This window comes from Providencia sp. (assembly GCF_003533305.1).
GTDB lineage: Bacteria > Pseudomonadota > Gammaproteobacteria > Enterobacterales > Enterobacteriaceae > Providencia.
Map to the genome: position 1 here is coordinate 107951 of NZ_DOEH01000010.1, position 13908 is coordinate 121858.

Annotated in this window: 7 protein-coding genes and 1 tRNA gene; 6 read left to right on the forward strand and 2 right to left on the reverse strand. The window is 38.1% G+C overall.

Features of this window, described 5'->3' with window-relative positions; all coding sequences use genetic code 11:
* The first annotated feature begins 27 nt into the window (after positions 1-27).
* The 5 genes from DD649_RS04570 to DD649_RS04590 all read left to right on the forward strand — a co-directional run bounded on the left by DD649_RS04570 (position 28) and on the right by DD649_RS04590 (position 10220).
* Positions 28-237 (forward strand): AlpA family phage regulatory protein, encoded by a 210-nt coding sequence (locus DD649_RS04570; RefSeq protein ID WP_294104078.1) that lies wholly within the window; start codon positions 28-30, stop codon positions 235-237.
* 629 nt (positions 238-866) lie between these two features.
* On the forward strand, positions 867-4181 hold the full coding sequence (locus DD649_RS04575; RefSeq protein WP_294104080.1) for a helicase-related protein: 3315 nt from the start codon (positions 867-869) through the stop codon (positions 4179-4181).
* 10 nt (positions 4182-4191) lie between these two features.
* Positions 4192-5076: a DUF4391 domain-containing protein gene (locus DD649_RS04580; RefSeq protein WP_294104083.1), complete on the forward strand. Its 885-nt coding sequence runs from the start codon at positions 4192-4194 to the stop codon at positions 5074-5076.
* Positions 5077-5149: 73 nt separating this feature from the next.
* Entirely contained in the window at positions 5150-7027 is a 1878-nt protein-coding gene (locus tag DD649_RS04585) for a site-specific DNA-methyltransferase (protein WP_294104085.1), read from the forward strand.
* A 10-nt stretch (positions 7028-7037) separates the two neighbouring features.
* Positions 7038-10220, forward strand: coding sequence for a DEAD/DEAH box helicase family protein (locus DD649_RS04590; protein ID WP_294104087.1), 3183 nt, complete (start codon positions 7038-7040; stop codon positions 10218-10220).
* Between the two features lie 306 nt (positions 10221-10526).
* On the opposite strand, the gene DD649_RS04595 is transcribed toward DD649_RS04590, so the two are convergent.
* A complete protein-coding gene (locus DD649_RS04595) occupies positions 10527-11777 on the reverse strand; it encodes an integrase arm-type DNA-binding domain-containing protein (RefSeq protein WP_294104089.1) in 1251 nt (416 codons plus the stop codon).
* A gap of 188 nt (positions 11778-11965) precedes the next feature.
* Positions 11966-12050, reverse strand: a tRNA-Leu gene (locus tag DD649_RS04600).
* A 570-nt stretch (positions 12051-12620) separates the two neighbouring features.
* Here DD649_RS04600 and ampH point away from each other — a divergent pair.
* A complete protein-coding gene (gene ampH, locus DD649_RS04605; protein WP_336429296.1) occupies positions 12621-13844 on the forward strand; it encodes a D-alanyl-D-alanine-carboxypeptidase/endopeptidase AmpH in 1224 nt (407 codons plus the stop codon).
* Positions 13845-13908: the final 64 nt, after the last annotated feature.

The window sequence follows — 13908 nt, forward strand, 5'->3', positions numbered from 1 at the left end:
TTTAACTTTAAAGACAGGAGTTCAATAATGAGCACTCAAGCGCTTCCCTTATTAGATGACCAATGCGTTGATATGAAATTTATAACCCGTTTAACCGGACTAACAGATAAATGGTTTTATAAATTGATCCAAGATGGTGAGTTTCCTAAGCCTATCAAATTAGGGCGTAGCTCTCGCTGGCTGAAGAGCGAAGTGGAGAGTTGGCTACATGCTCGTATTGCCGAATCTAGAACCTAATCATCACATCACTTACCACATTGTCAAAAGCCCTACTTATCGCCACCACCAATTGTCTAATATTGGCCTACCTTGTACATTAAGGATAAACCTCAACCTTAGATAAATTTTATTTCCTAACAAATAACTCTTTTACTTTAAATTATGATAGAAAAATGAATAGTGCCCCTAGACTGGCCTCTTAACTGGATTAACCTATGCTGCACTAGTTCAATCAATCAAATTCAAATCACTATGTAATTGCTCTAATTTACCTCAGCTTCACTGTATATTTATTTCTCTGGTATATTCATTCCACAAGTATTCAACTTAATCAGCCTTCGTTTGCCCTCTTGATTAGTTATTTTAGATAAATTTGCTAGAATCCTAACTAACACTACAAGCCTAATTGAGTTATATATGAACAAAGTAATTATAGAAGAGATAAAATAAGCTCTTGTCTCTTCTCCAAGTAGCAGGTTTATGGCTGAACACCACTTACAGTCAATCAAGTATACTGATGAGCTTGATAATGTTACTCCAAAGACCTTCAGCCTTAAACTGAGCTACTGCATTGAGCTCAGCAAGATGATAAATATTGCGACTCAACCCACAGCTGTAGGCCTAGTTATAGAGAGAATCTAATTTTTATGCTTATTGATAACGTAACAACCAAAGTCACCGATATACTTACAGATACAATTCAACAGAACGATAAGCTTTCTATTATGACTGGGCTTTTTTCTATCTACGCTTTTGATCATCTCAAGGACTCCTTAAACGAACTAGAATCAGCTCGTTTGCTATTCTCTCAAGCGAAAGGTTTCGATGATTTAAATATTAATTCACCTTTTGGGTCTCTTAATGGCTCTGCACTAGAAAATAAGTTTCGCAATCAGCTAAACCAAAAAGCAATAGCAAAAGAGTTTACTTGTTGGATAGAGGAAAAAATTTCTGTGCGTTTAGTTAAACAAGCAGGAGCAGTTCACCAACACATAACGCACGTTTCTTCATCGTCAAACTCGTTAGCAATTAATGGTGCTCAATTCAACGGACAAGGAATTGGTCTAACAGAAACTAATGGTTTCGATATGATCAGTATTGCTAGTTCCGAACAAGCAAAAGAATTGCTTGGTTTCTTCAATCGGGTATGGAGTAGCAAAGGACAAGTTATCGAAGCAAAGGATCAATTAAAGGCTCAATTATCTAAACTTACAGCAGATAACACACCGCAATTTATCTACTTCCTTACTCTTTATAATGTATTTAAAGACTTTGTTTGTGATCTTCAAGAAGATAGCATTTTAAAAACTAAAACAGGTTTTAAAGATACAATCATTTGGAGTAAACTATATAAATTTCAAATAGATGGGGTTATGGGTGCGATTGATAAACTTGAACATTTTAACGGTTGTATCATTGCTGATAGTGTCGGTTTAGGTAAGACGTTCGAGGCTCTAGCTATCATTAAATACTATGAATTGCGCAATGATAAAGTGCTGGTGCTTTGTCCTAAAAAACTGCGTGATAACTGGTTCATCTATACACAGAACGATAAGCGTAATTTGTTAGCAAGTGATCGCTTCAACTATGATGTGTTAAATCATACTGATATGAGTCGCGATACTGGTTATTCAGGTGATATAAATTTAGAAACGGTCAATTGGGGAAATTATGACCTTGTAGTGATCGATGAATCTCATAACTTCCGTAACAATAATCCTAAAAAGGATGGACGAAATCGTTATCAACGACTTCTTGAAGATATTATTCAAGCAGGTGTAAAAACAAAGGTTTTGATGCTTTCTGCTACGCCCGTAAACAACCGACTGAACGATCTCAAGAACCAAGTGGCATTTATCACTGAAGCAAATGACCAAGCACTTATTGACTATGGTATAAACAGCATCGAGAGCACATTAAGGCAAGCACAATCACGCTTTTCTCGTTGGACTGAACAAGACCCTGATGTTCGAACATCGAAAGATCTTTTGGACTCGATGAATTTCGATTATTTCAAATTACTAGATATTTATACAATCGCTCGTTCTCGTAAGCATATCGAGAAATATTACGGAACTGAGGACATTGGTAAATTCCCGACAAGACTTTTACCAATCAACTTGAAGCCTTCAATTGATCTTCAAGACCAGTTCCCACCGTTGGAAGAAGTGAATAAGACGATTCGTAGGCTCTCACTGGCGTTTTACTCGCCTATGAAATACGTGCGAATGGATAAGAAAGCGGAATACGCAAGGCGTTATGACCAAGAGGTAAAGGGCGGTAAAAGTGTATTCAAACAAGTAGACCGAGAAGAAAGCTTGACTCACCTTATCCGTATCAATCTTTTAAAACGAATGGAAAGCTCGATCCATTCGTTCACGCTCACGTCAGAGAAAGTGTTAGCGCAAGTTGAAGTGCTACTATCAAAAATCCATAACTTTAACGCTAATATCCGACCGACACAGACTTATGATCTGACAGAAGATTTCGTTGCACCTCCTATCGAAGAGATTGATGATCTTGAGTTTGACTCGCCTGAACTTGCTCCTTATATCATCGGGAATAAAACCAAGGTAAGAATTCAAGATCTTGATTTGGTAAGGTTTGTACAAGATTTAGAAGCTGATAGCGCCTTTTTGCAAGAAATTGTTCGTGTATCAAAGAGTATCGACCCTAAGCGTGATGCAAAACTCGATATGTTGAAACAGGCATATTTTGAAAAATGTAAAAAGCCATACAACGGCACTAACAAGAAAGTCATTATCTTTACGGCATTTGCTGATACCGCAGAATATCTATACGAAAATATTTCCAGTTGGGCTTATCAAAATTTGGATTTATATTCTGCGCTAATCACAGGTCAACGCACAGATACAACCTTACGTTGCATTGATGGTAAGAAGTTAAAAACTGATCTGAATAGTTTACTGACGCATTTCTCGCCTAGATCTAAAGAACGTAAGAAAGTCTTCCCAGAGTTTAAGGAAGAGGTAGACATACTCATCGCAACGGACTGTATTTCCGAAGGCCAAAACTTACAGGACTGTGATTATCTGATTAACTACGATATTCACTGGAACCCCGTTCGTATTATTCAACGTTTTGGACGTATAGACCGTTTAGGTTCGATTAACGACACAATTCAACTTGTGAACTTCTGGCCAAATATGGAGTTGGATGAGTATATCAACCTAGAGGCTAGAGTGAGTGGGCGTATGGTATTACTCGATATTTCAGCAACGGGTGAAGAGAACCTCATCGAGCAAGATCCTAAGCTTAACAAGGGAATGAATGACTTAGAGTATCGTAGAAAGCAACTAGAGCAGCTTCAAAACGCTGTAGTTGATTTGGAAGAAATCTCAGGTGGCGTATCCATTACCGACTTAACACTGAACGATTTTAGAATGGATCTCTCAAGTTACCTCAGTGATAAATCAAAAGATAACACAGAAACCCTAGGACAATCTCCATTCGGGTTGTTTGCACCTGTAATTATTAGCAAAGAATCGTTTGAGTCAGAGTCTAGCCAATTTGCAGGTTTAAAAGATGAAATCCAATCAGGAGTCATTTTCTGTCTGAAAGATACTAAAGGAAAGGTTCAGGTTGAAGAGAGTTATTCACTCGCCCCTTACTATCTTGTTTATGTGTCTGACGAAGAAAAAATCTTACTTTCATTTACCCAATCCAAACAGATTCTGGATCTATGCAAGAAACTAGGTTCAGCGTTCAAAACCATTGAAGATTCTGCACTAGCTTATCAAGAGTTTGAGAAGAGAACGCAAAAGGGAATGAAAATGAGTCATTACCAGAATCTTCTCAGTAAAGCGGTTGAAAATATTGCGGGTAAAAGTGAAGAAATTGGTGCAACAAGCTTGTTTAGTCGAGGTGGAACAGTTTTATCAGCGTCAAGCTCTCAAAATGTGAATGATTTTGAAGTAGCAAGCTATATAGTCATTCTATAGGAACAAGGCAATGAGTAATATCATAGATTTTCGCAGTGGAAATTTATTCGACAAGGTATATGAGCATCTAGCTTTACCAAAATCAACATTGCTTGGCACAAGAATTACTAAGAGGATGATTCTAGAGAATAATGATCTATCAAGTAGTGATAAGAGGCTGGTTAATGATGTTGTTCAATCCGTTGAATGGCTGAACACTCTCAAGGCTGAAACCTTGAATATACCGACTTATATTACAGAAACGATAGAGTATATCGAGGTCGCTGTTCTTAAAGTCAGTCTTAAAATCGATCAAACAAACCGAGGAAAGTTGAAGAGCACAGCAAAGCTCTTCCATACACTGATCCCGTATCCAGTTATCTTGCTGTTAGAGCTAAATGAAGAAATAGCGATTAGCCTAGCCGACAAGCGTATTAATCAGGCTGATAGTTCAAAACTGGTTATAGAGCATTTCTATAATAGCCAATGGTTTGATGTTGCAGGTTTGAATAGCAACGAAATAGAGTTTTTGAATGACTTCACGCTTAAAAAGGTATCAAGCGTTAACTATTACGAGCTGTATCAAAATTTTATCTCAATGTTGCTCGCATTGGAAACGAGCTACATTTTAGGCTCTTACTCAACCAAAAGCAGTCGAAACAATAACATTTCAAAAAATAAACTTAGTTCGTCACAAGAGGACAAAGTAGATAACTCTGACAATTCGTTGTTTAATGAGATGAGCAATGAGGAAAAATCAAATTTATTGAAAGAGTTAACTTCTCTTGAGGCTGAATTGACTAATATTAAAAACAAGTTAAAAAAAGAAGTGCAAATGAATGAGAAATTGCACCTCAATGTACAAGCAAGAAGAGTTAAACAAGCGATTTCGGCAATCATTTCTCAGTTCGTATAAGTTTTGAAGAACAACATTTCAGATGGAATAGCAGGTTTGAATCAATCCCGACAGTAAATAGGTAATTAACATAATGAGCGAAATAGAAAAGATCACGGGCAATAGCCCTAAAGCAAAAAGCCTAGACATAACCACTCAGAATATCGAGCAATTAAAGCAACTTTTCCCTGATGTTTTTTCTGAGGGGAAAATTGACTTTGACGCGCTTAAAGCATTGTTGGGTGCAGAAATTGACGATTCAGAAGAGCGTTACAACTTTACGTGGAATGGCAAAAATAAAGCTCGACAAATCGCACAAATGCCATCGACAGGCACTCTACGTCCTTGTAAAGAGGAAAGTGTTGATTGGGATACGACCGAGAACTTGTTTATTGAAGGTGATAACCTTGAAGTCTTAAAGCTTCTGCAAAAGTCTTATCATAAAAAAGTAAAGATGATCTACATAGACCCTCCTTACAACACAGGTAAAGATTTTGTTTATAAAGATAATTTTCATAATAATCTTCAAAATTATCTCGAACAAACAGGCCAGTTAGATTTTGATGGCAATAAGTTAAGTACAAACTCTGACTTATCAGGTCGTTACCATTCTGATTGGTTAAATATGATTTATCCAAGACTAAAGCTTGCTCGTAATTTACTTAGAGATGATGGTTTGATATTCATTTCTATCGATGATAATGAATATGTAAACCTGAAAAAAGTGTGTGACGAAATTTTTGGGGAAGATAATTCAGTAGGCGTTGTAGCATGGAAAAATAAGTATGGTGCAGGAGCAAAAACAAAAGGATTTATTGAAGTGCATGAATATATTTTGTGCTATTCGAAAAGTCCAATCGATAACATTGCATCAAAGTTATCAGAGGAACAGGCTAATCTTTATAATAAAAAGGATGAAAAATTTGAAGCAAGAGGTGGTTATTTCACTCAGCCGCTCATGACGACTAGTATGGATGATAGGCCAAATTTACAGTATTTTATTGAATACCAAGGTGAAATCATTAAACCTAATAAACAATGGGTTTGGGCTAAAGAACGCTTACTTAAAGCAATCGAAAATAATGAAATTGTTTTTAATAAAAAAGCTGATGGCTCATATAGTGTTCGATATAAGGTTTATTTGATTGACGAAAATGGTGTTAGAAGAAAAGGTAAACCTTTATCTTTATTAAATGGCCCTTTTAATCAGGAAGGAACTAAAGAAGTTGAGGAGTTAATTGGTAGAGGAATTTTCAGTTTCCCCAAGCCATCAGCTCTTATAGAATACTTTTTCGGCTTTGATGTAAACGATAAATATGATAACGATGGAATATACTTAGATTTTTTCGCCGGTTCTTGCTCATCTGCACATGCAGTATTAAAATTAAATATGGAAGATAAAGGTTCTAGAAAATATATTATGGTCCAATTACCTGAGCCCACAGATAATTCTTCTGAAGCATTTAAGGCGGGATATAAAAAAATATCTCAAATAAGTAGAAAGCGATTAGTAGAGCTTTCAAAAAAAGTTAAATCCGTAGATTCTTCATTAGATTCGGGTTTTAAATATTTTATACTTGATGAAACTAATGTTAAAACATGGGATGCTGATTTTAACAACCTAGAAAAAGTGCTTCAATATGCTGCTAAGTCCATCAAAGATGATCGTTCAAGTGAAGATATTTTGTATGAGATCTTCCTAAAATATGGGTATGACTTAACTACACCTGTAGAAACTAAAACAGTAAATGGTAAAACTGTATTTATTGTTGGTGCAGGTGCTTTGATTGTCTGCCTAGATGATGATATTTCAACTGAAACTGTTGAAGGTATCGCCAAACTAAAAGATAAGTTAGACCCAGAAACGACCCAAGTAGTCTTCAAAGATGAAGGCTTTGCTGATGATCGAGTTAAGACCAACGCAATCCAGATCTTAAAACAAGCTGGTATTGAAGATGTGAGGAGCATTTAAGGGATAAATTATGTCTGAAATGAAGATAAAGTTTAATTCTGATCTAGCACATCAAAGAGATGCGATTAATGCAGTTATTGGTGTTTTTGAAGGCCAAGAGACATTCAAATCAAATTTTTCTGTTTTATCAAATTCACTGACAAATGAGCAATTGGGATTATTTGCCCGAAACAATGACATTGGTGTAGCAAATGCTCTTACTCTTTTACCAGAAGAACTTTATGAAAATATTAGAAATATTCAGCTTATTAATGGGTTACCACAAACTGAAACGTCTACAAAAACTCTTCCAAGTCTCGATTTCACTATCGAGATGGAAACGGGAACGGGTAAAACCTACGTCTATCTGCGTGGCGTGTTCGAACTGAATCAAAAATATGGACTAACTAAGTTCATCATTGTTGTCCCGTCCGTTGCGGTCAAAGAAGGTGTTTATAAATCTTTGCAAATCACAGAAGAGCATTTTAGAAAGGAGTATAAAAACATTCAGTATGATTACTTTGTATACGACTCTTCAAAGCGTGAGCAAGTAAGAAACTTTGCAACGAATGATTATATTCAGATCATGGTTATCAACATTGATGCTTTTAGTAAATCCTTCACTGATCCAGAGAAAGAGAATACAGCAAACTTGATTCACCGAACAGATGATCGATTGAATGGTATGAAACCAATTGAGTTCATTCAAGCAACTAATCCTATTGTTTTAATTGATGAACCTCAATCTGTAGCGTCTACAGTAAACCGTAAAAAAGCCATTACTAGCTTAAATCCACTATGCACGTTCCGCTATTCTGCAACGTTGACTGAAAAATTTAATTTGCTTTATAAGCTTGACTCGATTGATGCTTATAATCGACAGCTTGTTAAACAAATTGAAGTTGCGTCATTGGAAGTTCAAGATAATCATAACCAAGCTTATATTAAGCTGATCAGTGTCGATAATAAGAAATCACCAATCACGGCAAAGATCGAGATTGATGCTCAAACTAAAACGGGCAAGCTACAGCCACGCAAAATCATCACGGTTAAAAGTGGAACGGATTTATTTGAGGTTTCAAGTGGACGAACTGTTTACGAAGGTTATGTGATCAACGACATCTATTGTGAAGAAGGTGGCGAATATATCGACTTTACAAGCCGTGACGACATTATCAGTCTAGGAATGGCAATTGGTGAAGTTGATGAGGACACTTATAAGCGTTTACAAATATCCAAAACCATTGAAGAACATCTAGAAAAAGAACTCAGATTTTTTAAAAAAATTACTACAGGTGTCGACCCTATGGATCATTCAAAAGTGATGAGCCAAAAAGGGATTAAAGTTCTAAGTCTGTTCTTTATTGATAAGGTAGTTAACTACCGAGGTTATACGAAAGACGGTGTGCCAATTCAGGGCAAATTCGCACAATGGTTTGAAGAAGAGTTTACTCAGCAACTTAGAAAGCCAAAGTATCGTGTCTTGTATCCGTTTGTGTGGGATCAGGATGGTTCAGGTAAGCCAGTGATCAATGAGCAAGTTCTAAAGGAATTGGCAAGTTCAGTTCACAATGGCTACTTTGCTCAAGACAAGAGGAAGGATGCGGCAGGAAACCCTCTTTTCGCTGAATCTAAAATTGCAGCAAATGGTGAAGGTGGTAAAACTGCGGCTGATGAATCTGCTTATAACTTGATTATGAAGGATAAAGAAAAGTTACTTTCTATCGATGAAAAGTTACGCTTTATCTTTAGTCACTCAGCACTGAAAGAAGGTTGGGATAACCCTAACGTATTCCAGATTTGCACGTTGAATGAAACCAACTCAGTGATGAAGAAAAGACAAGAAATTGGTCGTGGTTTGCGTCTAGCCGTTGATCAGTCTGGGGAACGTGTTCCATACGGTTTTGAAGTGAATACTCTTACTGTTATGGCTAATGAATCATACGAGCAATTTGTATCTGAACTTCAAAAAGAGATTGAGAAAGAAGAAGGTATCAAGTTCGGTGCGATTGAGATGCATCAATTCGCCAATATCGTTATTTCTAAGGAATTTGATAAAAAAGAGTTCCTTGGAGCTAAAAAGTCAGAAGAGATATATCAGCATTTAACCGACAAAGGTTACATCGACAAGAACGGTAAAATCCAAGATTCACTTAAGGCTGATCTTGCGGATAATACCGTAAGTCTTCCTGAAAGCGTAAATAAATATTCTGATGCAATTTTGGCGACTTTAACCAAAGTTTCTAAAGGCTTGAGTATTAAGAAGCACGAAGAGAAGCAAACAGCAATTCTGCGTGAAGATGATGGTAAGCAGGTTGTTCTTGGAGATGATTTCAAGGCACTTTGGGATCGTATTAAGTATAAAACGACTTATAGAGTAGATTTTAGCGTTGCTGAATTGGTTGAAAAATGTATGAAAGAAATTCGTGCCTCTGTAGCAGTAGCAAGTGCGAAATTTGAATACAAGAAAGTTAAAGTTGCGATAACGGAAGCGGAACTTGAAACATTTGATGAAGAGTCGAAGATTCAGTACTACCGTAATAGAAACTTCCAATTGCCTGATGTTGTGACTTACCTCGAATCGAATACGAACCTAACCCGCAAGACTGTAGTTCAAATATTGCTTGGATTAGGCGACAAACTGGAGTCATTCAAGAACAACCCTCAACGATTTATCGAACTGGCTAGTGAAGTGATCCGTAAACAAATGCGACTTGCAATTGTGGATGGCATTACTTACCACCGTATCGGCGATGAAGATTATTATGCTCAAAAATTATTCCAAGAGGAAGAGTTGACAGGCTATCTCAAGAACATGGTTGAAACGAAAAAATCTATTTACGATTACATCATTTGTGATTCAGACATAGAGAGTGAGTTTGCTGCAAAACTTGAAGAATCGAACGATGTTAAGCTTTATGCAAAACTTCCAGCTTGGTTCAAAATTGATACACCTCTAGGCAGTTATAACCCCGATTGGGCGGTTTTAATTGATAAAGAAGATGGCATGGGTGATCAGCTTTACTTCATAGTAGAAACAAAATCCAGTATCTTTTCTGATGATTTAAGAGCATCTGAACAAGCGAAAATTAACTGTGGTATGGCTCACTTTAAAGCATTGTCGAAAGATAAAGAGGGTAATGCTCTTGAGAATCCTGCTAAATTTGTAAAAGCTGATTCTTATGATACGTTCGCTGTTCATCTAGAAGAATAAAGTTCTCCACATTAGCTGAGATAGCTAGTTAACTAGCTATCTCGTGCTTTTATTGTGAATAAACATGCGTATACAAATATTTTGACTTACTAGCATGATTTATGTCCATAAGTAAATGGTGTTGAACTTAGATTGTAAATACCAACAGATAATTCCGCAAGGAAAGTCATTGAGTTAGCTATCGAGTCAACACCTATATCTCCGACTTGATTATATTGGTTCAGTTCATCAAGAAATGATTTTATTTCTTCATAATTATTCACATTCAACCTTCCTTGAAATTAAATTTAGACATAACTTAATAATCTACCTTTTCCCAAACCCAAACGCCCCCACATGCCTCTCCCTATTCACATCCAGATAATCAGCCCACCACTGCACCATCAGCCGTCTTTCCTCAATGTGCTCTGCCTTATGAATATAAGCAGCTCTTACTGAGTTGCGTTCTTGGTGGCTCATCTGCCTTTCTACTGCATCCTTCGACCATAGCCCTGACTCAATCAACGAACTACACGCCATCGTTCTGAAGCCATGCCCACACACTTCCGTCTTAGTGTCATAGCCCATCACACGTAATGCGTTGTTAACCGTGTTTTCACTCATTGGCTTTTTAGGATTATGATCACCGATAAAGATCAGTTCGTGGTTACCGCTGAATTGATAGATCTGCTTTAAGATCTCAATGGCTTGCCGGCTTAAAGGAACTAAATGGGTAGTGCGCATTTTTGATCCGCGATGAGAGTGTTTAACTCCTTCTATCGCTTCGCGCTCTGCGGGGATCGTCCACATGGCATTATCAAAATCGATTTCATCCCAGCGGGCGAAGCGCAGTTCACTGGAGCGGATAAAGACTAATAAGGTGAGTTTGACTGCTAGAGTAGTTAACGGTCTGCCAGTATAGCTATCTATACGCTGTAGAAGCTCTGGTAAGCGTTTAAGCTCTAACGCGGCTCTATGGACACGATTACCAGTAGCAATTGCACCAGCCATATCCTGCGCTGGGTTATAGTCGATTAAACCGCTTTGTACTGCATAACGCATAATACCTGTCACACGCTGTTGTAAACGTGCAGCTACCTCAAGACGTCCAGATATCTCTACGGCTTTAATCGGTTCGAGTAGATCGCGAGTTTTTAGTTCGGCAATATTACGTTTGCCAATAGCAGCAAAGATATTGTCCTCAAGGCTTTTGAGGACTCGATGGCGATGGCCTTCTGACCATTTCTTATTCGTTGCGTGCCAATCGCGAGCAACTTTCTCAAAGGTATTAAATTCCTTTTGTTGCTCTTCTTTCACTTCTTTGCGTTTTTCGCTTGGATCAAATCCATTAGCAATTAACTTTCTGGCGGCATCTCTTTTCTCTCTGGCTTCTGCAAGCGAGATGTCAGGGTAAACACCCAGCGCCAACATTTTTTGCTTACCACCAAAGCGATACTGCAAACGCCAATATTTTGAGCCGTTGGTATGTACCATCAAGTGCATACCATCACCGTCTGTTAATTTATACGATTTATCCAAAGGCTTGGCAGCCCTGACTTTAGCATCAGTAAGAGCCATGATTTATCTCCTTCTGTTGGTACAAACTATTATCGAATCGAGAGATACCAACACATATACCAACAGCAGGTACTTGATGTGGGTTGACCTTAGTATACTTGGGAAGACTGAAAAGTGGGGAAAAGCCTTGTAAAACTGGGATTTCAGATACAAAAAAAGACGTCAGTTGACGTCTCTTGATGTTCTTATGGTGCCGAAGGCCGGAATCGAACCGGCACACCCGAAGGCGGTTGATTTTGAATCAACTGCGTCTACCAATTCCGCCACTCCGGCACTGAAGTGATGTGTTTCTTGGGAAACGCCGTCATTATACTTGCCTCACGCGCTCTGGCAACATTTATCTTGAAGATTCAGATTGTTCGATTAAAAAAAAAGCATATTCCATGAATAAAGATGAAAAGAGTGCAATATCCCTAAAATAATTCAAGCGACTTATCGATTTGCAGTGAAACTATGTCCAAAAAAATATGTCCTAGTCCTATATTTTCTGAAACTACAGTAACTAAATAATTTTCAACACTAAACATCAAAAACACTCATGCCACATGAAACATATCGGGTATGACTTTTTTGTTTATTTATGAATAGATAATTATTGTGAGTTTTGTACTAACTATTTTAATCACCGCAGGACACTGATGGCTGGCAGCAAAGCGTAAATTTTGTTAGTTTATCCGCAATCTTGCACAAATATTTAAGGCATCATCATGGGTTTTGTTGGGTGGATAGCAATAGGTATCGTTATTGGCATCTTAATTGGCGTCATAATGAAAATTTTCGCTAAGAAAAAATAATATTGGCTGAAAAGTCATTTGCAAACAATCATATCGGCTGGCTTCTAACATGAAGAAATCGTTTTTAAAAATATTGTCAGTATCAGCACTGTCTCTCGCCTTGATGGCCTGTTCTACCCCGACAGAAAAACAACCAAAGTTTCTGCAAGGTAATGATGTTACATCCCCTGACTGGCAAGTTTTTGAGGGAGATAGACGGACGTATGAGCGTGTCGCTAAGATTGTTGATCTTTACGCAAATCGTATTTTTAATGAAAGCGATGCGCGCGGCATGGCTATCGTGGTTATTGATAATAACCAAGTCCTGACTCGTTATTATGGCGAAACAGCGCCCGGTAATGGCAAAAAACCAGGGCCGAATTCATTGATTCGCATTGCTTCTGTTTCTAAATTAATGACAAGCGAAATATTAATTAAACTAGAACAAGATAAAAAACTGTTAATTACTGACCCTCTTCAGCAATATAGCTACAACGGCGTTACTGTACCGGACAACAATAGTGGACAACCTATTCGTCTTTACCATTTAGCGAGCCACACCAGTGGGCTTCCTCGGGAGCAGCCTGGGGGGAAATGGGGGCGCCCTGTGTTTATTTGGCCGACCCAAGATAATCGTTGGACATGGCTAAGAACAGGAAAACTCGATGCGACGCCGGGTACTGAAGCGTCTTATTCAAACCTAGCCTATGACCTGCTTGCAGATGCGATGATCAAAGCATCTGGACAATCCTATCCACAATTATTTAGTCGCTATGTCACTTCACCTGCCAAAATGACGGAAACCACTTATACGCCAAGTAATGCGCAATGTGCCCGATTAATGGAAGGCACCAAGCCAAGCCCTTGTCACAATACCCTCGCAGCGGCAGGCAGTGGTGGTGTGTATTCAACACCTGCGGATATGCAAAAGTGGATGCAACAATTTTTATCCACAGATAGCAGCTTAAGAAAATCAACGGCCGCGCGTGAACAAGGTATTTATTTCCCTCGAAATAAATTAATAGACATAAAAGGGATGGATGTTGCTGGCCAAGCCGATGGATTAGGGCTCGGCTGGGTTTATATGAAGCCTAGAAACGGTATCCCGGGGATATATCAAAAAACCGGTGGTGGCGGTGGTTTTAACTCTTATATGGCGATGATCCCACAACAGAATATTGGTATTTTTGTCGTGATGACCCGCAAAGAAAGCAGCAAATTTAGTAAGCTAACGATTGGTGTTAACGAACTAGTTGCTTCGTTATCATCGAACCATGCGTATGGAAAACATTGAAAGGGTACCGCCGACGCAGTTAACGCACTGGCGAGTTATACCCCAATCTTAAAACGCGGCTTTG

Excerpts from the sequence above, each read along its gene's own strand:
- DD649_RS04575 (WP_294104080.1), top strand. The coding sequence starts at position 867 with ATGCTTATTGATAACGTAACAACCAAAGTCACCGATATACTTACAGAT.
- DD649_RS04595 (WP_294104089.1), bottom strand. The coding sequence starts at position 11,777 with ATGGCTCTTACTGATGCTAAAGTCAGGGCTGCCAAGCCTTTGGATAAA.
- DD649_RS04570 (WP_294104078.1), top strand. The coding sequence starts at position 28 with ATGAGCACTCAAGCGCTTCCCTTATTAGATGACCAATGCGTTGATATG.
- DD649_RS04585 (WP_294104085.1), top strand. The coding sequence starts at position 5,150 with ATGAGCGAAATAGAAAAGATCACGGGCAATAGCCCTAAAGCAAAAAGC.
- DD649_RS04580 (WP_294104083.1), top strand. The coding sequence starts at position 4,192 with ATGAGTAATATCATAGATTTTCGCAGTGGAAATTTATTCGACAAGGTA.
- DD649_RS04590 (WP_294104087.1), top strand. The coding sequence starts at position 7,038 with ATGTCTGAAATGAAGATAAAGTTTAATTCTGATCTAGCACATCAAAGA.
- ampH (WP_336429296.1), top strand. The coding sequence starts at position 12,621 with ATGAAGAAATCGTTTTTAAAAATATTGTCAGTATCAGCACTGTCTCTC.